We start from the raw sequence: 18,618 nt of genomic DNA on the forward strand, positions 1-18,618 counted from the left end.
TTAGCCTTCCCTCCTGGAATCGGGCGATGCATCGCTGGCCGGAGTCATGACGGCCAGTAGCGTGTCGAAAAAAAACTGAATGGCAAGGAGGAAAAGCCCAACAAAAACGATGAATTTAACAGGATAAAGCGGGTAACGAATACTCCCCCACTCCTGCTCACCGATTCTCCATGATTGAAAGAAAAACTCCCAGGCCGCTGTCGAACACCAGACCAGGAACATAAACCCAATAGCGTATGTCAGCACCCTGAAGCCTTTCCTGGTTCGAAGACCAAAACGATCGAACAGCAACGTCACTTGAATATGTTTCTTTTCCTGCTGCGTTAATCCAATTGCCAGAAAAATCAACAGTGTCAACAGAGACTCCGTGATTTCCAGAGTACCGGCGATTGGAGAGTTGAACAGGAAGCGAGCCAAAATATTCACGACGATTAAAACCATCATCAGAAAGACGACGGCTCCGGCAGCCAGTCCCGAAAAATACAGAAAGCGCGCGTATAGAGCGCTGAACCTTTCAATTCGATGCATAATTCACCCCGGATCAGGAAAACGGCAAAATCGATACTGGATTGTTCAAGGGCGCAGTTGCTCTGCGATAGATTCTGCTGGCACGCCCAACTCATCGGCATGTTCAATCCATTCCTGGCGAATTCCCCTGACCTGCGGGCTCTGTACCAGTTGCTCCATGTCAAAATCAGGAATTTTTATGATCTCGACACCCGATTCCTTCCACTCTTTTCGAACGTCACGAATATCGTCCTGCAACATTCCAGCGTACTGATAAACGTACTCATGCCCAAGCTCATCGACAACCGCGCGAGTGGCGTCATCCATGGCGCGGTAGGTATCCAGATTAATCACCAACAAGTGGCCAAAAGAGGCACCGAAAGGAATTTCAATATAATATTTTGCGACTTCATCATATTTCCACCCACGCGCTAGAGCGGGGCCTACCGGCGTGCAGTCGATAATGTTCTTCTCAAGGGCCTCATAAGTTTCAGCCGTGGAAATGGAAATTGGCGTTGCCCCCATGGCCTCGATCAAGCGTGGATAAGCAAATCCATAACTCCGAATCCTGAGCCCCTCAAAGTCACTCATGGTTCTTATTGGATGCGTACAAAAAAGCCCATATTTCTCAAGCGGTCTATATCCAATCACTTTCAGGTTATTTTTTTCCATCTCTTCGCCAAAAGCAGGGTATTTCTCATGCCACTTCTCCATCGACTCGGCTATTTCGGTGACTGACAGCGGCTGGGGGATAAAAAAACCCACAGCATTGTTGAGATAAAATCGATCGGGAAAATAGGGCGTGATGATATCGCCTAAATCCCCTACCCCTCCGCCTACGTAATCGGGAACTTCTTCTGTACTGGCAACGCTACTTCCCCAATAGGGTTTGATACTGGTGTCATCCGGCGTCCGTTCATTGAACTGCTGAATCAACCATTTGGTGGAGCGAGATTGCGCGTCGTTCGCCCCCTCGGGCTTGAACGTTAACCATCGATAAGTATCAGCACTGGCGGAAGAGATACCTCCCAGAAGCAACGCCACGCCGAATAGTGCTGCGCAGGATTTTTGAAAAACAGGATGTTTCATATGGCTCCACCGAGCTAATGGATGGATGGCGAGAAAGCCCAAGAGCGCTCTTTCATCGCGCGTCAGGCTCGCTCGATCACAGTGGCGATTCCCTGTCCAGCACCAATGCACATGGTGCAGAGCGCAAAGCGTTTATGGCTGCGTACCAGTTCGTTGGCGGCAAAACCGATAATGCGCGCGCCGGACATACCCAACGGATGTCCCAATGCAATGGCACCACCGTTCGGATTAACTCGGGGATCGTCGTCGTCAACGCCAAGCTCGCGCAGACACGCCAGCGCCTGGGCGGCAAAGGCCTCGTTGAGCTCGAGCACGTCCATCTGGTCGAGGCTCATGCCCAGCTTGTCGAGCAGCTTGCGCGTCGCCGGAACGGGGCCGATGCCCATGATCCGTGGCTCGACACCCGCCGTGGCCATGCCGTGAATCCGTGCGACCGGTTCCAGCCCGTAGCGCTCGACCGCGGCCTGACTGGCAACCAACATCGCTGCTGCACCATCGTTGACCCCGGAAGCATTGCCGGCAGTGACCGTGCCATTCTCGCGAAAGGGAGTGGGTAATTTGGCCAGTTGCTCCAGCGTGGTCTCCGGGCGCGGATGCTCGTCGCGATCGACAGTTAATGGCTCCTGCTTACGCCGTGGAATCTCGATCGGCACCATGCCGATACCGAGGCGACCGGCTTCCTGCGCGGCCTTGGCCAACTGCTGAGAGCGATAGGCGAAGCGGTCCTGGTCCTCCCGGGAGATGTGGAACTGCTCGGCTACGTTCTCGGCGGTTTCCGGCATCGAGTGCGTGCCGTAGCGCTTCTCCATCAACGGATTGATGAAGCGCCAGCCGATGGTGGTGTCCTCCATGTGCTGGCTCCGGGAATAGGGTAAAGACGCCTTGCCAATGACATAAGGTGCACGCGACATCGACTCCACCCCACCGGCCAACATCAGATCAGCTTCGCCGCAACGAATGGCGCGCGCCGCGGTGCCGATGGCATCCATGCTGGAACCGCACAAACGATTGACCGTCGACCCGGGAACCGACGTCGGCAGCCCGGCGAGCAGCGCTGACATGCGCGCCACGCTGCGGTTGTCTTCTCCGGCCTGATTGGCGCAGCCAAGAATCACATCGTCGATCGCCTCCGGGTCAACCTGCGGATGCTGCGCCAGTACGGCCTCGAGCAGACGCGCGGCGAGGTCGTCAGGACGCACGCTGGCCAGCGCACCACCGAAACGGCCTACCGGCGAGCGCAACGGTTGGCACAGAAAGACCTCGTTCATGCCCGGGCTCCCTCGGTCGTGTAACTATCAGCCTGTTCACCCGAATGATGACGGTCGGTTCGCGCCTTGAGCTCGCGCAGTATCGTCAGTTCGTTATCACTGGGTTCCGGCGTGGATTCAAGAGTATCGGCAAAGTGAATCTCCCAACCGGTCGCCTCGATGATCTGCTCTCGAGTCACCCCGGGGTGCAATGAAACCACCACCAGCTCCCGAGTCTCGGGGTCCGGCTTCATCACGCACAGATCGGTGATGACACGTGTCGGCCCGCGACCGATGTTGGGGACACCGTCTCGGGCAGTACCATCGCGACCGAAACCCAGCGTGGTGACAAAGTCCACATCCTTGACGAACGTTCGTTGGGAGTGCTTCAGCGTAATGAAGACTTCACCGGCATTAGTGGCGATCTCCGGCGCACCGCCGCCACCCGGCAGGCGTACCCTAGGTTCGGTGTAGTCGCCGATCAGCGTGGTATTCAAATTGCAGTAACGGTCGATCTGCGCCGTACCGAGGAAGCCGACGTCAACATGCCCACCCTGCAGCCAGTAGCGAAACATTTCGGGCACGGAAACCGTGGTTAGCGCTGTTTCACAAAGATCACCATCACCGATGGACAGCGGCAGCACGTTGGGTTTCGTCTGCAGCGTGCCGGACTCGTAGATCAACACCACATCCGGAGCATGCGTCAGACGCGCCAGATTGGCGGCCTCGCTGGGCAGACCAATGCCCACAAAGCAGGTCATGCCGTTTTCCAGCGCCCGCGCTGCCGTGACCGTCATCATTTCCGAGGAAGTGTACTGGCTCATTGAGCGGCTCCTCCTGCATCGAGAACATTGGCATCGAGAACGTTGGCATCGAGAACGTTGGCCTTGATCCACGCATTAAAGGTATCCCGGCCACGAGCAATCGCATCCCAGTCCTTGTAAAAGGCGTTGTCTCGTGGGTAATAGCCATGAGCGTATGAGGGATAGGCGCCCTGCTCGACCACTGAGATTGCGTCAATCGCCCATCCGGGAATGACACAGGCATTGGCACCAACGCCCAAGTCGTCGACGATCTCCTCGACGGTGACAATGCTGCGTTTGGCCGCCAGCACGACCTCCTTCTGCACGCCGATGATGCCCTCGACCAGTACGTTGCCCTGACGATCAGCCCGCTGAGCGTGGACGATACCCACGTCGGGGCGAACCGATGGCACTGCCGTCAGGCGCTCACCACTGAACGGGCATTCGATGAATTTGATCTGAGAATTGACCTTGGGTAGATCGCTACCGACATAGCCGCGCAACACGGCCAGTGGCAATCCGGCAGCGCCAGCTTCAAATGCACAGGCCATGGCCGCATGGCTGTGCTCGAAGATCTCAATCGGGTGTGGATAGCCCTTCTCGACCGCATCGCGCAACCGGTGTAGCGAGCCGACTCCGGGATTGCCCCCCCAGGAGAAGATCAGCCGTTTGGCGCAACCGGCACCAATCATCTGATCGTAAAGCAGATCCGGCGTCATGCGGATCAGGGTCAGGTCACGCTTTTGCTGACGAATTACTTCGTGACCCGCGGCAAACGGAATCAGATGGGTAAACCCTTCCATGGCAAGGGTCGCGCCATTCTCGACGTAACGCTCAACGGAGTCGTGCAACGCTAAAAATTCAGCCATCAAAAAACACCCATTGTTCGTATTGCGAACATTAATTTTCTATACGAACAATTTAGTCAGCTATGCGGAAATCGGTCAACACAGACAAAAGTCGAATGAGAAATTTCAGACAATATTCAAAAAACCATTGAAAATAGAATTTATTATTTAAATCAAATATTTACCCGCGTTATAAAATTTAGACCTCGCCTCCTTGACAGCCATTAATAACAATCAGGGCAGCCGAAAGCGCATTGATTGGAAGCTTCTCATATCAGCGAATCAATATTCGCCTAGCGAACAACATGATAGGGTCTGGTGTCAGGATAGATCCCACACTTGGCAAGGAGGCGACGCTCAGAAACATGAACGACTTGGATGAAGCCATTACCACCGAAGACCGCGACTTCGTCACCGCGCTGGCCAGCGGGCTCGAGGTGATACTCGCGTTCGATCAGCAGTCACCACGGATGACATTGAGCGAGGTCGCTGCCAAGACGGGAATGAATCGTGCGCGTGCACGGCGGTTTCTGCTGACGCTGCACGCGCTGGGCTACGTGCGTAAACAACATCGTTCGTTCGAGCTGGCCCCCAAGGCGCTACAGCTGGGTTATGCCTTTCTCTCCTCGAACGGTTATCGCAGCGTCATTCAACAGCACCTCGAAGACATCACCGATGCCACGGGCGAATCTTCGTCGATGGGCGTACTCGATGGTGACGAGGTGACTTATATCGCGCGTTCGGCAGCCCATCACCGCTTGATGTCCATTTCGTTGTCGATCGGCACGCGTCTGCCAGCGGCGTATACCTCCATGGGTCGAATCCTGCTGGCGCAGTTGCCGGACGCGGAGCGCGCCGCCTATCTTGAGCAGGTCACTCTCTCGCGGCACACCGAACACAGCATCACCGACAAGGCAAAGCTGGCGGCGCACCTCGTCGAGATTCGCGAACAGGGTTACTGTATTGTGGACCAGGAACTGGACTCGGGGCTCCGCTCGCTGGCAATCCCAGCCTTCGACGCCAATGGCGAGCTGTTGGGCGCCATCAACATCAGCACCAATGCGGCACGCATCGACATATCGAGATTGACGAAAGACTTCCTGCCGTTGCTTCGGGAAAAGGCAAAACTGATCGCGCAGCAGGTCAATTGAAGGGCTTGTTATGCGCGTTGCGAACACGCGACAGATAACAAGAAGACATCCAACGCCAGCCAGAGGATCCATGACATAGAGCGAGAGTTGCCTGCGTGAACACCATCTTCGGCGCCATCGTCCCCATCTTCATCCTGCTGGGCATCGGTTATATCGCGGTGCTCAAGCGCATCGTCGACAAGGCCCATATCCAGGGCATGGGACGATACGTGATCAACATCGCCCTGCCCGCTCTGGTGATCCAGGCATTGCTCCAGCGCCCGCTGGGCGAGGTCTTCAACGTGCCCTACCTGCTGGTCTACGGACTGGGTTCCGGGCTCGCCTTCGCCATCACCTTCGCCATGGTAACGCTGCGCGGCAATGCGCCGCTGGAACGCCGGACAATGTACTCCCTGGGCACGTCGGCCTCCAACAGCGGCTTCATCGGCTATCCCGTGGCGGTACTGGTGGTCGGCCCCACGGCGGGCATTGCCCTGGCGCTCAACATGCTGATCGAGAATCTGCTGGTGATCCCTACGGCGCTGGTACTCGCCGAGCTCGGTCGCCAGGCCCAGGGCGGCGTGTGGGAGACGGTGAAGCCGGTGGCCGTGCGCATTCTGCGCCACCCGTTGATCATCGCCATCGCCGTGGGCACGCAGCTCGCCGCGCTGAATCTGCATCCGCCGGCCCCGATTGCCCGGGTGCTCGAGATGCTCGCCGCCTCGTCCTCGCCAGTGGCGCTGTTCGTGATCGGTGGCACGCTATGCGGCCTGCGCGTGCGCGGCATGGTCAAGCGTGTGACTCGAATCGCGCTCGCCAAGCTCTCCCTGCACCCGCTCTGCATACTGCTGATGGTACTGCTGATCCCGGGGCTCGATCCGGTATTCGCCACCGCGGCCATCATCTTTGCCTGCGCGCCGATGCTCTCGATGTATCCGCTGCTGGGCCAGCGCTACGGGTTCGGCGAGCTGGGCACGGCGGCGATGGTGATGGCGACGGTGCTGTCGGCGCTGACACTGGCATTGGGAATCTGGCTGAGCCATCTGTGGCTGGTATAGCGCCGAACGAGGCGTTGTCACGGCTGCGAAGCCAGTAGCGAATCCAGCGCGTGCTTGCCCTGGAGCGCCGCCATTCCCGTCGGCATGACCGCCAGCGCATCGCTGAAGATTTCCAGCGACAGCGGCCCGGCATACCCTGTCCTGCCCAATGCTTCCATGAAGCGTTCGAGGGGTAATTCACGGTCGCCGGGAAACGCCCGTCGGTGGCGGCTCAGTGATTGCAGATCCTGCCCGCGTGGCCACGGCGAGTCGGCCAGCTGCACCAGGCCGATCCTGTCGCCGGGGATCGAGGCAAGCGTTTCCAGCTCGAGTTCGCGAGCCAGGATATGGTAGCTGTCCAGCACGATGGAAAGTGCCGGATGATCCGCCTGTTGCACGATCCGCCACGCCTCGCGATAGTCCAAGACATGCCGCCCCCAGACCAGCGCCTCGAAGCCCACGCGCATCTCCCGTTCGGCCGCCAGCTCGGCCAGGTCGCGCAAACTGTCGGCGGCTCGGCCCCGGTCGTTCTCGGCTTCTTCGCGAGTATTGCTGCAGGCGAGCAGGAAGTCGCCGCCGAGATCGGCCAGCGTATCGAATTGGCGCCTGGCCTCCTCCAGCATCTGCCGATGCAGTGCCGGCGGCAGCGCTTCGACATCGTGGATCGGCTGCAGCGCGACGACCGTCAGCCCGAGCTCCCGACAACGCTCCCCCACGGTTCGCGGCGCCAGACCGCTCGACTGCAGGTCGTCGACGAAAATCTCCACGCCGTCGAAGCCAGCCCGCGCGATAGCCTCCAGCTTGTTCGTCAATCCTCCGCTCAGACAGAGCGTCGCCATCGCGGTTGTCGTTACCTGCTTCACGCGTTCTCTCCTGGCTGGCAGGAGCCACCAATCTGGCTCGTCTGGATATTCAGCCTAGAAGGAAACCGTCACGACGCCACAGGTTCGCGAATCCGATTCCTCATCTACGCTGACGGCGGGGTCGCGCGCCCGAGCCGGCGCAATCCGGAGCGCTGGCGACAGACTGAAGCGCTGGCGACAGACAACATCTGCCAAGGAGGGCATCAAACCATGTCGAGTTCGGTGAAGGGCACCGTCTACATCACGCTTGCGGCCATGTTCTGGGGCCTGTCGGGCGGCCTTGCGAGCCTGCTGATGGACGAGGGCTGGAACCCTTACGTCATCTCGTTCTATCGCGGCGCGATCGGCCTGATCTGCATGCTGGCCTGGTTCGTCCTCCATCCGCTGCGCAACCTGCGATTCGACTGGCGGCTCATCGCCTGGTCGGTCGTGGCTGGCGTCGGTGTGGCCGGCAACTTCACCTTCTATTTCCTGAGCATCTCGAACGCCAACGTGGCGATCGCCGCCACCCTGATGTACACCGCGCCGCTGTTCGTCTTTCTGGTGTCGTTCGCATGCGGTCTGGAGAAGCCGACGCTGGGCAAATGGGCGTCGATCACGGCGGTGATGGTGGGTATCGTGCTGCTGACCGACATCCTGCGCAGCGGCACGGGCCAGGTTTCGGTCTGGGGCATCGCTTGCGGCCTGCTTTCCGGCTTGTCCTATGCGCTATTCATCTTCGGCTTTCGCTACGCCAGGACCCAAGGCCCCGCGCAGGCGGTCCTGACGATCGCTTTCCTGACCCTGACGCTGCTGCTGTTCGCGTTCGTCGACGTCGGGCAGATGCAGAAAGTGCCGTTCACCGACGACGCCTACGGATTCCTGCTGCTCGGCCTGTTCGGCGCAGGCATCTCCTTCTATCTCTATCTGCCCGGGCTGAGACGGACGTCCCCCTCGGCGGCCTCGATGATCGCCATGGTGGAGCCGGTCACGGCCTCGCTGTTCGGATTCGTCGTGCTGGGACAGACGCTCGCCCCGCTGCAACTTTTCGGCATGGCGATCATTCTGGTCACCATTACGCTGCTGAGCCTGCAGCGCTGACCCACCCCCGATTCGACCGATGGTCGCTTTTCACGCTGGTATACTGCCGCCTCGCTCGCCTTCGGATCTGTCGTGATGTCATCTTCGATTACCGTTCTCCCCTGGCGTCAGGGAATGTCACTGCTGGCTCTGCTGGGTGCGCTCGGCTGGCTGTTGCTGGGCAGCGCCGACGGCTCGGTCCTGCAGGCCGGCATCGTCGTGGTGCTGTGCATCGGCCTGTGGGCCACCGGCTGGCTGCCGCAATGGCTGACGGCGCTGATCTTCTTCACGCTGTGCACCGTGGCGAAGGTCGCGCCGGCCTCGACGGCGTTCGCCGGTTTCGAGTCGGCCGCGACCTGGCTGGTGTTCTCGGGCATGGTGATCGGCGCCGCGATCAATCACACCGGCCTGGGCGAACGCGTCGCCGCCCGGATCGGACCTCATCTCGCGTCAGGTTATCCACAGGCGGTTGTCGGCGTGGGCCTGCTGGGGCTGATCGCCTCCTTCGTCATGCCGTCGGCGATGGGCCGGATCGTACTGCTGGTGCCGATTCTTCTGACCCTGGTCGAACGGTTCGGCTACGAGCCCGGCAATCCTGGCCGAGCCGGCGTCCTGCTCAGCGGTATCATGTCGAGCTTTCTGCCCACCTTCACCATTCTGCCCGCCAATGTCCCCAACAATGTGCTGATGGGGGCCAGCGAAGCGGTGCTCGGCTTCTCGCCCAGCTACGGCGAATATCTGCTGCTGCATTTCCCGGTTCTGGGGCTGCTCAAGTGGGGGCTGATCATGGGCTTGATCCTGTGGCAGTTCCGCGCCGCGGCGCCATCCCCTTTCACGGCCGAGACGTCGTCCGGGCTCGACCGCGGCGGCAGACTGATGAGCGTGCTGCTGGCCTTCGCCGTGGTGATGTGGATGACCGATGCCTGGCACGGCATCTCGCCGGCCTGGATCGGCATGCTGGTGGGGCTGGTCTGCCTGTTCCCGGGCAGCGGCCTGCTGCCGGCCAGGCCATTGCAGCAGATGAACCTCGAACCGTTCATCTATGTCGCCGGGATCGTCAGCCTGGGTGCGCTGGCGCACGATAGCGGGCTGGGCGAGGCGATCGCCGGCCAGCTTCTCGACGTGCTGCCGCTATCGCCGGAATCGACCGTCGGCAACTTCGCCTGGCTCTCGGTGATCGCCACGATCCTGGGCATGCTGGTCACGCTGCCCGGTGTTCCCGCGGTGATGACACCGCTGGCGCCGCAACTGGCCGATGTCACCGGCTGGTCGCCATCCGCCGTGGTGATGTCTCAGGTGATCGGATTCTCGACCGTGGTGTTCCCCTATCAGTCGCCGCCGCTGATCATCGGCCTGCTCACCTCCGGCGTCAGCATCCGTCAGGCCATGCGCATCACGCTGCCGCTCGCGCTGATGACGATTTTGCTGCTGTGGCCGCTCGATTTCATCTGGTGGCGCTGGCTGGGAGTGATCTGAACGCGACCGGCGTTTTCCGACAGGACGGGGCATGGATCACCTAAACTGAGCGTCATGCGGTGTCACGGTGTACGCCGGAGCCTCGGTGCACGCATCCAGGCGCGCACCGTCCGCGTATCCACCCTATGCCATCATCGGCGGTTGGAGACTCATCATGTTGATCAAGATTGCCAAACCCGGCGACCTGCGCGAATCGGACGTCACCCCGGAATCGATCTATCTCTCGCGTCGCCGCTTCATGGGCGGTCTGGCGGGCGTCGGAGCGGGCCTGAGCATTAGCCTGGCGCTGGCCGGGCGAGCCCAGGCCGCCGCCTCCGACTATCAGGACGTACCGGCCGGCAATCCGCCAGGCTGGTTCGACTCCGAGCTCAAAGATGCCGAGTGGAATAGCGTGGTACCCGCCGATAGAGAGCTGGACAAGCTCGCGCCTTTCGACGACGCCACCCACTACAACAATTTCTACGAATTCGGCACCGGCAAGGGCGATCCTGCGCGCAACGCCGACTCGCTCGAGACGCAACCCTGGAGCGTGGTGATCGACGGCGAGGTCAATAACGGCGGGCGCTTCGATCTCGAGGATATCGCCAAGCCTTCCCGCCTGCAGGAGCGCATCTACCGGCTGCGCTGCGTCGAGGCCTGGTCGATGGTGATCCCGTGGCTGGGAATTCCGCTGGGTGATGTCATCAAACGCGCCGAGCCCACGTCGAAGGCCAAGTACGTCAAGTTCGAGACACTGGTCGCACCGGAACAGATGCCGGGGCAGGACTCCTCGTTCGCGCTGATCGACTGGCCCTATACCGAGGGCCTGCGCATGGACGAGGCGATGCATCCGCTGGCGATTCTCGGGCTCGGCATGTACGGGCGCGAACTGCCCAACCAGAATGGTGCGCCCTTCCGCCTGGTCGTGCCGTGGAAGTACGGTTTCAAGAGCATCAAGTCGATCGTGCGGATATCGCTGGTCGAGGAGCAGCCGGTCAACTCCTGGCAGGCGATCGCCCCGGACGAGTACGGCTTCTACGCCAACGTCAACCCCGAGGTCGACCACCCGCGCTGGAGCCAGGCCACCGAGCGCCGGCTGCCCAACAGCTTGTTCAACCCCAACATCATCGATACACGGATGTTCAATGGCTACGCCGAGGAGGTCGCGAGTCTCTATCAGGGCATGGATCTGAGGAAGCACTTCTGATGCCGACGCCCCGCTACACGCTGACGCTCTGGCGCATCGCGGTGTTCATCGCCGCGCTGGTGCCGCTGGCCTGGTGGAGCTCGCAGGTCGCCATCAACGCCGCCGGCCCGGAACCCGGTCGCTACCTGCTGCTCAACATCGGCCAGGGCATACTGTGGATGCTGTTTTCCACCCTCAGCCTGACCCCGCTGACCAAGCTGACGCGCTGGAAAGGCTTCACCCTGATCCGCCGCCAGCTCGGCCTGTGGACATTGACCTACGCCCTGCTGCACCTGTTCTGCTACGCCGTTTTCATCCTCGGGCTGGACCTCTCCCGGCTCGGCAGCGAGATCGTCCGCCGGCCCTACATCATCGTCGGCATGCTGGCTCTCGTCGGGCTGATCGCGATGGGCGTGACCTCCAACAAGTGGTCCATGCGCAAGCTGGGCAAGCGCTGGAAGACGCTGCACAAGGTCGTCTATCTGGTGCTCGGGCTCGGCCTGCTGCACTTTCTCTGGGTGGTTCGTGCCGACCTGGAGCAGTGGAGCCTCTACGCCGTCGTCGGCGCGCTGCTGATGATCTTGCGCCTGCCGCCCATCGCCCGGCAGCTGCCGAAATTCCGCCAGCTGATCAAGCGGCCCGGGCGGGCCTCCGTATAACGCATCGAGCGCCGCTGGCGGGCGCATGACCGGGAACAGGCACCCCGATTGCTCCGCTCGGACTTGCCCCCGGCTGCGCCTTTCCCGCTAGACTTTCGTCGAAGCACTGCCTCATGGGGCCGGGTTTGTCGGTAAGCTCGTGCGTCCCTCACCTCGCAGGCGGCGATGTCGTCGCCTGCGGATATTCGATTTTTCAGCCGGAGAGTCTTTCATGAGCAAGCGCATCCTGGCGTACCGTCGCCTCAACGACCAGCAACTCGACCAGCTACGCGAACGCTTTCACGTCGACTACTTCGGCAAGCTCGAATCGGCCGACGATCCGGCATTCCGCGAGGCGCTGGGGCAAGCTCACGGGCTGATCGGCGCGGGGGTCAACATGACCCCGGAACTGCTCGATGCCGCGCCCAACCTGGAAGCGATCGCCAGTATCTCGGTGGGTGTGGACAACTATCCGGTCGAGGAGCTGACCCGTCGCGGCATCCTGCTCTGCAATACGCCGGACGTGCTCACCGAAACCACCGCCGATACCGGCTTCTCGCTGATCATGGCGAGTGCCCGCCGGGTGGTGGAACTGGCCGAGTACGTCAAGCGCGGCGACTGGAAGTCCAGCATCGGCCCCGAACAGTTCGGCAGCGACGTTCATGGCAAGACGCTGGGCATGGTCGGCTTCGGACGCATCGGTCAGGCGGTGGCCCGCCGCGGCGCTCTCGGTTTCGGCATGAAGATCCTCTACTCCAACGCCTCGCCCAAACCGGATCTGGAAGCGGAACTGGGCGCCCGCCGCTGCGAACTGGACGAGCTGCTGCAGCAGTCCGACTTCGTCTGCGCTATCGTGCCGCTGACCCCGGAGACCCGCCAGCTGATCGGTGCCCGCGAGTTCGAGCTGATGAAGGAGAGCGCCATCTTCATCAACATCTCCCGCGGGCAGGTGGTCGACGAACAGGCCATGATCCAGGCCCTCGAAAGCGGCCAGATTCGCGGCGCCGGTCTCGACGTGTTCGAGCAGGAACCGCTGCAGGCGGATTCTCCGCTGCCCAAGATGCCCAACGTGGTCGCACTGCCGCACATCGGTTCCGCCACTCACGAGACCCGCACCGCCATGGCCCAGCGCGCGGTCGACAACATCATGCTCGCGCTGGACGGCAAACGACCGATCAGCCCGTTCAACGAGGAAGCCTGGAGCGACAGGCTGAACTGATACACCCTCCCGTTTCATGGAAAGCGGCGCCTGGCCATTGATCAAGGTAAAACGCGACCTTCATGATTCGGGAATCGCGTTTACGAATGGGCAAGATGCCGGGTGGCTTCTATCGGACTTGAACTACGATGATTGAGTCTTTCCGATAGTGACGTCCAATAGCGACTAAGGGACACCATGAAAATAGCCATCGTGGTTTTAGTGCTGAGCTTGATTGGCTGTATCTACATGATCTCCCACTGGGGAGAAACGGATGACTGTGCCAATTCGGCCAAGGCCGAAGCGGAATGTCAGACGAAGTAGCAAGCATGCAAGAAGTAGCGAGCATGCAAATTGCGTGGGCGGCAGCTCGTCGCCCACGTCTCGCCCTCACGCCATCGAGACATGGCGTGACAGAAGTCCGTGATGCCCTTGCCTGTCTCTCGTGACGAAGATCCCCGCTCGGACACTGCTGTAGTTCACCGACATCGTTTGCCACTAAAGACGAATAGGCGCATTCCCGGGGCGCGACTAATCTGCTGACAGCTTTTTGGATCGATCCAAAACGGAATGCAGCATGCCCGAAAACGTCAGAACCTCTTCCCGCCCTCGCGTCACGCTGAGAGATATCGCGGCCCATGCCGGCGTCTCGCGCTCGACCGTGTCGCTGGTGATGCAGGAAAGCTCGCTGGTGGCGGAGTCCACACGCCAGCGAGTGCGGGATGCCATCGACGCACTGGGCTACGTCTACAACCGTGGCGCCGCCACGCTGCGCAGTCCACGTACCGCGACCATCGGCGTGGTGGTTCACGATATCGCCAATCCGTTCTTCGGTGCCCTGATGGCGGGCATCGACGAAACACTGCAGGACGCCGATTACGTTCCCTTTCTGGTCAGCAGCGGCGACAGCCTGACCCGCCAGGCGCGTTTTCTGGCACGCATGCGGGAACATCGGGTCGATGCGCTGTTGCTGTGCCCCGCGGAGGAGACGCCTGCGTCGTTGATCGAAACGATCGCCGACTGGGGCATGCCCTGCATCGAGGTCATGCGGCACGTCGGCCCGTCACCGCTCGGCGACTACGTCGGCGCGGATCTCCGGACGGGCATCGCCAACGCCGTTCGTCACCTGGTCGCCCTGGGGCATCGTCGTATCACCCTTCTGGCGGGGACCGCCGACCATTCCGCCGACCGCGAACGGCTCGCGGGCTACCGCCAGGCCATGAGCGAGGCCGGACTCGATGACCTGTCGCGCATCGTTCGCGGCCCCCTGACCCGTTGCGCAGGGCGCGAGACCACCCTCGAGCTGATGCGTGGCGACGACGCGCCCACGGCCCTGATCTGCCACAACGATCTGGTCGCGCTGGGGGCGCTGCTGGCGCTTTCCCATCTTGGCCTGCGCGCGGGGCAGGACTGCGCGGTGGTCGGCGTCGACGACATCGATGAAGCCGCCCTCACCGACCCCGCCTTGACCAGTATCGCGACCCACCCGCGGTCGATCGGCCGCAGCGCCGCCGAACTGGCCCTGAAGCGGATACGGACGCCCGACGGCGAACGCGAACGCATCGTTCTCGAGGCACCCTTGATGGTTCGCGCCAGCTCCCAACCCTCGCTCGCTCGCCCCCAGGAGTCACCATGAGATTTCACGAGGTTCCACGCTATCTGTCCGGCTGGCGGCTCATCGTCGCCACGGGCCTTCTTTTCGCCGCGCTCGCCACGCCGGCCGAAGCCCGCGAGCTGATCTTCGGCCACGGCGCCACGGAGGATACCGCCTACCACCTGAGCGCGGAGCGCTTCAAACAGTTGCTGGAAGAGAAAACCGACGGCGAACTCACGGTGAACCTCTACAGCAACTCGGTGCTCGGTCATGAAACCGAGATGTTCGAGCAGCAGACCGCTGGTGCGCTGGATTTCTCGATCATCAATCCCGGCTTGATCTCGGAGTTCTCGCATACCGCCAGCATCTTCTCGATTCCGTTTCTGTATCGCGATCTCGATCATTGGCGGCACGTGCTGGATGGCGAGGCCGGCCAGGAGATCGCCCAGCGCATCGAGGCGGAAACCGGCGTCAAGGTACTCGCCTATTACGGCGGCAGCACCCGCCAGATCGTCAGCACCCGCCCGCTGGAAACGCTCGACGATCTCAAGGGCATGAAGCTGCGCACCAACCCGACCCGGCCGGTGATCACGGCCTGGGCGGCGCTGGGCACCCAGCCCACGGTCATGGCCTACAAGGAGATCTACACCGGGCTGCAGCTGGGCGCCATCGACGGCCTGCTCAACGAGGCGGAGTGGATCTACCGCATGCGCTTCCATGAAGTCGCGCCTTATATCGGACTTTCCGAGCACGACATCACCGTGCGCTTGCTGACCATTTCCGACGATACCTGGGACTCGCTCACGCCGCCCGAGCAGCAGGCGGTACAGGCCGCTGCCGACGAGAGCGAGCAGTACGCGCGGAACCTGCAGATCCGCCTCGACAAGGAGTCCCGCGACAAGCTCGAGGCCGAAGGCGCCACCTTCTACTCGATGGATCGCGAGCGCATGCAGCAGATCGTCGCCGGCCCGCTGGGCCAGGTGATCAATGACATGGGGCTGCGCGATCTCTACGAACTCATCATCAATACCCAGTAAAGGAGTGGTGTCATGGCATTCGCAACGGCCCTGGGCCGCGTCAACCGCCAGCTGGAACGCCTCCTTCACGGGGTGTTGCTGTTCTTGCTGGCCAGCTTCATCCTGCTGATCGTCTATCAGATCGTCAGCCGCAACCTGGGCTTCCTGCCGAGGCTCTACTGGACCGAGGAGATGAGCCGCTTCGCCTTCCAGTGGATGATCATGCTGGGCACCGCGATCGGCGTGCTGCATGCCGATCACTTCGTGCTCGAGGCTTTCCCCCGCGGCTCCCGCCCCGACCGGGTGACCCGGGTGATCCGCGATGTCGCCTGCCTGATCGTCGGGCTGATCTTCGTCGTCTTCGGCCAGGCCTTCGCCATTTCCGGTTTCAACCGGATTGCCAGCGCCTCGCAGCTGCCGATGGTCGTGACCTATTCGACCTTCCTCGTCAGCGGCGTGCTGATCGTGCTGTTCAGCCTGCAGCGCCTGCTGGTGACCGCCAGCCAGGGCGTCGATGCCATGGAGAGCGAGCTCAACACGCCTTCCGAGATCGACGAGCTCATTGATCCGGACCATGCGAGCGCCCCGCCCACGCAAGAATTCGATTTGCCCTCGTCACACGAGAAGGAGACCTCGCGATGATGCCTGCCGACTGGCTCTACCTGCTGCCGTGGCTGCTGTTCGCGCTGCTCGGCGTCCTCATCGTGCTGGGCGTGCCGATCGCGATGTCGCTGGTGCTCACCTCGTTTGGCATCATCGTGCTCGATCCGCGCCTGACGCCGTGGATTCTGTTCCAGCGCATGTACTACGGCATGGACTCCTTCGTGCTGCTGGCGGTGCCGCTGTTCCTGCTCGCCGGCAACCTGATGAATGCCGCCCGAATCACCGACCGCCTGATCACGCTCTGCCTGCATCTGGTCGGGCATGTCAAAGGGGCGCTGGCCCACGTCAACGTGCTGGTCAGCATGCTGTTCGCCGGGGTTTCGGGGTCATCGACGGCCGACAGTGCAGGCATCGGTACGGTGTTGATTCCGGCCATGAAAAAAGAGGGTTATCCGACCCACTTCAGCGTCGCGGTGACGGCCGCCTCCTCGGTGATGGGGATCATCATTCCGCCGTCGATCAACATGATCGTGTGGGGCGCGCTCACCAGCACCTCGATCGCCGGGCTGTTTCTCGGCGGCATCGTGCCGGGGATTCTGATCGCCGCCGCGCAGCTGCTGCTCAACCTCGGCTACGTACGCCGCTATGACGTGCCGACAAGAAAGCGCGCCACGCTCAGGCAACTGGCCAGTTCCGGCAAGGATGGCCTGCTCGCCGCCGGCATCCCGGTGCTGATCATCGGCGGTATCACCCTGGGCATCGTCACGCCCACCGAGGCCGCGGTCATGGCGGTGCTCTACGCGCTGCTGCTGGGCTTCATCGTCTATCGCGAACTCACCTTCAAGAGCGTTCTCGACGCTTCCACCGACACGGTGCGCCTGTGCTCGCTGTCGCTGTTCAGTCTCGTCGGCGCGGCGATCTTCGGCTACCTGATCAGCTTCTATCGGATTCCACCGCAGCTGATGGCCGGCGTGGAAATCAGCGATCCGACCACGCTGCTGATCATCGCGACCATCGTCATGCTGCTGGTGGGCACCTTCATGGATTCGCTGCCGGCAATGGCGATCCTGGCGCCAATCTTCCAGCCCCTGGCGGCCCAGGCCGGCGTCGACCCGCTGCAGTTCGGCGTGATCAGCGTCATGGCACTGGGTCTGGGACTGATCACCCCGCCCTACGGGCTCTGCCTGATGATCTCGGCCAAGATCGGCGGTATCCCCCTGCTCAAGGCGCTGGGCACGACGATGATCTACCTGCTGGTGATGCTGGTGGTGATCGGCCTGCTGATCGCCTTCCCCGAGCTGACGCTCTATCTGCCTCAGACTTTCGGTCCGGACGCGGGCTGAAACCAGCCGATCATAAAGTGTGCAATTTCTGGGGAGTCATTCGCTCCGGCTTGTCAACGACAGTCGGGGCGACTAAAGTTGCAAGATAGATTGAAAACAGTGTTCCATAATCCTGCATTTCCGGATTGCGATGCCGATAAGGGTAGAACTGGAACAACGGAACTGGAAACGACAGAACTGGAGCCAGTCATCGGCAGGCCGCTTTATCGACGACCTGCGTACCTATTCACTGACAGCGCCCTCGAGGCGACCCATCATGCCCGATCCCCTCTGCTTGCTTTTCGATTGCGACGGCACCCTGGTCGACAGCGAACCGCTTCTCGCCGAAGTCATGGCGAAGTATCTGAATCAGGCCGGCCTGCCCTTTCAGCCCCATGATTACATGACGGATTTTCGCGGCGCGCGATTCGCCAGCATCGTCTCCCATCTCGAGCGGGTGCACGGGAATCTCGATGACGCCGTTCGCCAGCGGATAGAGACAGCGATGCGCCAGGAGATGCACGAGCGCATGGCGGACGAGCTCGAGCCGATCGCTGGCGTGCGGGAAGCGCTAGACGCACTGGGTTCGTTGCCGCGCTGCGTCGCTTCCAACGGCCCCGAGACCAAGATTCGCCGCGCCCTGGACAGCACCGGACTGCGCGGCTTCTTCGGCGACAATATCTACAGCGCCTACACCGTGGGCAGCTGGAAGCCGGCGCCGGGGCTCTTCCTTCATGCCGGCCGCGACATGGGCTTCGAGCCGGGCGAATGCATCGTGATCGATGACGCCCAGGTCGGCGTACGCGCCGCGCTGGCAGCCGGCATGCGGGTCGTTCACATCAACCGCTTTGCCGATCTCGAACCCACCCCGGCCGGCGCTATCGGCATTCGCGACATGCGCGAGCTGCCGGCCGTGATCGACAAGCTGATGCCAGCCTTGGCCGTGAGCAACCTTTAGGGGCTGTCGTTTCAGCCAACGCCGGCCAGCCTCACCGACCAGCCTCAATGGCAGAACGATGATCG

Annotated in this window: 18 protein-coding genes; 12 read left to right on the forward strand and 6 right to left on the reverse strand. The window is 61.5% G+C overall.

Annotated features, from left to right (window positions below; translation table 11 throughout):
• The 5 genes from BC443_RS05265 to BC443_RS05285 form a co-directional block, all read right to left on the reverse strand.
• Positions 1–528, reverse strand: a complete 528-nt coding sequence (locus tag BC443_RS05265) for a TRAP transporter small permease subunit (RefSeq protein ID WP_071230799.1) — start codon at positions 526–528, stop codon at positions 1–3.
• Positions 529–573: 45 nt separating this feature from the next.
• Positions 574–1,596, reverse strand: a complete 1,023-nt coding sequence (gene dctP, locus BC443_RS05270) for a TRAP transporter substrate-binding protein DctP (protein WP_071230800.1) — start codon at positions 1,594–1,596, stop codon at positions 574–576.
• Between the two features lie 62 nt (positions 1,597–1,658).
• Entirely contained in the window at positions 1,659–2,864 is a 1,206-nt protein-coding gene (gene pcaF, locus BC443_RS05275) for a 3-oxoadipyl-CoA thiolase (RefSeq protein WP_071230801.1), read from the reverse strand.
• Positions 2,861–3,667, reverse strand: a complete 807-nt coding sequence (locus tag BC443_RS05280) for a CoA-transferase subunit beta (RefSeq protein ID WP_071230802.1) — start codon at positions 3,665–3,667, stop codon at positions 2,861–2,863. Before BC443_RS05280 ends, pcaF begins: the two co-directional genes overlap by 4 nt.
• On the reverse strand, positions 3,664–4,515 hold the full coding sequence (locus BC443_RS05285) for a CoA-transferase (protein WP_071230803.1): 852 nt from the start codon (positions 4,513–4,515) through the stop codon (positions 3,664–3,666). The genes BC443_RS05280 and BC443_RS05285 overlap by 4 nt, the downstream gene beginning before the upstream one ends.
• A 344-nt stretch (positions 4,516–4,859) precedes the next feature.
• Between BC443_RS05285 and BC443_RS05290 the strand changes: the two genes are divergently transcribed.
• Complete coding sequence (locus BC443_RS05290) at positions 4,860–5,645, forward strand: IclR family transcriptional regulator C-terminal domain-containing protein (RefSeq protein ID WP_071230804.1); 786 nt, start codon at positions 4,860–4,862, stop codon at positions 5,643–5,645.
• Positions 5,646–5,740: 95 nt separating this feature from the next.
• Positions 5,741–6,682, forward strand: coding sequence for an AEC family transporter (locus tag BC443_RS05295; protein ID WP_071230805.1), 942 nt, complete (start codon positions 5,741–5,743; stop codon positions 6,680–6,682).
• 17 nt (positions 6,683–6,699) lie between these two features.
• Here the strand turns inward: BC443_RS05295 and BC443_RS05300 are convergent, their stop codons facing one another.
• Positions 6,700–7,524, reverse strand: coding sequence for a sugar phosphate isomerase/epimerase family protein (locus BC443_RS05300; protein ID WP_139284242.1), 825 nt, complete (start codon positions 7,522–7,524; stop codon positions 6,700–6,702).
• A gap of 210 nt (positions 7,525–7,734) precedes the next feature.
• Between BC443_RS05300 and BC443_RS05305 the strand changes: the two genes are divergently transcribed.
• From BC443_RS05305 to BC443_RS05350, 10 genes are all read left to right on the forward strand, one after another.
• On the forward strand, positions 7,735–8,604 hold the full coding sequence (locus tag BC443_RS05305; RefSeq protein WP_071230807.1) for an EamA family transporter: 870 nt from the start codon (positions 7,735–7,737) through the stop codon (positions 8,602–8,604).
• Positions 8,605–8,679: 75 nt separating this feature from the next.
• On the forward strand, positions 8,680–10,059 hold the full coding sequence (locus tag BC443_RS05310; protein ID WP_071230808.1) for an SLC13 family permease: 1,380 nt from the start codon (positions 8,680–8,682) through the stop codon (positions 10,057–10,059).
• 154 nt (positions 10,060–10,213) lie between these two features.
• Positions 10,214–11,245 (forward strand): protein-methionine-sulfoxide reductase catalytic subunit MsrP, encoded by a 1,032-nt coding sequence (gene msrP, locus BC443_RS05315; protein ID WP_071230809.1) that lies wholly within the window; start codon positions 10,214–10,216, stop codon positions 11,243–11,245.
• Positions 11,245–11,883, forward strand: a complete 639-nt coding sequence (gene msrQ, locus BC443_RS05320; protein WP_071230810.1) for a protein-methionine-sulfoxide reductase heme-binding subunit MsrQ — start codon at positions 11,245–11,247, stop codon at positions 11,881–11,883. Before msrP ends, msrQ begins: the two co-directional genes overlap by 1 nt.
• Before the next feature lie 211 nt (positions 11,884–12,094).
• The gene (locus BC443_RS05325; protein ID WP_071230811.1) at positions 12,095–13,081 is read left to right on the forward strand and encodes a D-glycerate dehydrogenase; all 987 of its coding nucleotides are present in this window, start codon (positions 12,095–12,097) and stop codon (positions 13,079–13,081) included.
• 556 nt (positions 13,082–13,637) lie between these two features.
• Entirely contained in the window at positions 13,638–14,696 is a 1,059-nt protein-coding gene (locus BC443_RS05330) for a LacI family DNA-binding transcriptional regulator (protein WP_071230812.1), read from the forward strand.
• Positions 14,693–15,691: a TRAP transporter substrate-binding protein gene (locus BC443_RS05335; protein WP_071230813.1), complete on the forward strand. Its 999-nt coding sequence runs from the start codon at positions 14,693–14,695 to the stop codon at positions 15,689–15,691. The genes BC443_RS05330 and BC443_RS05335 overlap by 4 nt, the downstream gene beginning before the upstream one ends.
• A gap of 12 nt (positions 15,692–15,703) precedes the next feature.
• On the forward strand, positions 15,704–16,312 hold the full coding sequence (locus BC443_RS05340) for a TRAP transporter small permease (RefSeq protein WP_071230814.1): 609 nt from the start codon (positions 15,704–15,706) through the stop codon (positions 16,310–16,312).
• On the forward strand, positions 16,309–17,616 hold the full coding sequence (locus BC443_RS05345) for a TRAP transporter large permease (protein ID WP_071230815.1): 1,308 nt from the start codon (positions 16,309–16,311) through the stop codon (positions 17,614–17,616). The genes BC443_RS05340 and BC443_RS05345 overlap by 4 nt, the downstream gene beginning before the upstream one ends.
• 256 nt (positions 17,617–17,872) lie before the next feature.
• A complete protein-coding gene (locus tag BC443_RS05350) occupies positions 17,873–18,553 on the forward strand; it encodes an HAD family hydrolase (protein ID WP_071230816.1) in 681 nt (226 codons plus the stop codon).
• Positions 18,554–18,618 lie beyond the last annotated feature (65 nt).

It is taken from the genome of Salinicola sp. MIT1003 (assembly GCF_001858555.1).
In the GTDB taxonomy this organism is placed as follows: Bacteria; Pseudomonadota; Gammaproteobacteria; order Pseudomonadales; family Halomonadaceae; genus Salinicola; species Salinicola salarius.

What these genes read in the sequence shown, in the direction of transcription:
- BC443_RS05265 (WP_071230799.1), bottom strand. Translation starts at nt 528, where the DNA reads ATGCATCGAATTGAAAGGTTCAGCGCTCTATACGCGCGCTTTCTGTAT.
- dctP (WP_071230800.1), bottom strand. Translation starts at nt 1,596, where the DNA reads ATGAAACATCCTGTTTTTCAAAAATCCTGCGCAGCACTATTCGGCGTG.
- pcaF (WP_071230801.1), bottom strand. Translation starts at nt 2,864, where the DNA reads ATGAACGAGGTCTTTCTGTGCCAACCGTTGCGCTCGCCGGTAGGCCGT.
- BC443_RS05280 (WP_071230802.1), bottom strand. Translation starts at nt 3,667, where the DNA reads ATGAGCCAGTACACTTCCTCGGAAATGATGACGGTCACGGCAGCGCGG.
- BC443_RS05285 (WP_071230803.1), bottom strand. Translation starts at nt 4,515, where the DNA reads ATGGCTGAATTTTTAGCGTTGCACGACTCCGTTGAGCGTTACGTCGAG.
- BC443_RS05290 (WP_071230804.1), top strand. Translation starts at nt 4,860, where the DNA reads ATGAACGACTTGGATGAAGCCATTACCACCGAAGACCGCGACTTCGTC.
- BC443_RS05305 (WP_071230807.1), top strand. Translation starts at nt 7,735, where the DNA reads ATGTCGAGTTCGGTGAAGGGCACCGTCTACATCACGCTTGCGGCCATG.
- BC443_RS05310 (WP_071230808.1), top strand. Translation starts at nt 8,680, where the DNA reads ATGTCATCTTCGATTACCGTTCTCCCCTGGCGTCAGGGAATGTCACTG.
- msrP (WP_071230809.1), top strand. Translation starts at nt 10,214, where the DNA reads ATGTTGATCAAGATTGCCAAACCCGGCGACCTGCGCGAATCGGACGTC.
- msrQ (WP_071230810.1), top strand. Translation starts at nt 11,245, where the DNA reads ATGCCGACGCCCCGCTACACGCTGACGCTCTGGCGCATCGCGGTGTTC.
- BC443_RS05325 (WP_071230811.1), top strand. Translation starts at nt 12,095, where the DNA reads ATGAGCAAGCGCATCCTGGCGTACCGTCGCCTCAACGACCAGCAACTC.
- BC443_RS05330 (WP_071230812.1), top strand. Translation starts at nt 13,638, where the DNA reads ATGCCCGAAAACGTCAGAACCTCTTCCCGCCCTCGCGTCACGCTGAGA.
- BC443_RS05335 (WP_071230813.1), top strand. Translation starts at nt 14,693, where the DNA reads ATGAGATTTCACGAGGTTCCACGCTATCTGTCCGGCTGGCGGCTCATC.
- BC443_RS05340 (WP_071230814.1), top strand. Translation starts at nt 15,704, where the DNA reads ATGGCATTCGCAACGGCCCTGGGCCGCGTCAACCGCCAGCTGGAACGC.
- BC443_RS05345 (WP_071230815.1), top strand. Translation starts at nt 16,309, where the DNA reads ATGATGCCTGCCGACTGGCTCTACCTGCTGCCGTGGCTGCTGTTCGCG.
- BC443_RS05350 (WP_071230816.1), top strand. Translation starts at nt 17,873, where the DNA reads ATGCCCGATCCCCTCTGCTTGCTTTTCGATTGCGACGGCACCCTGGTC.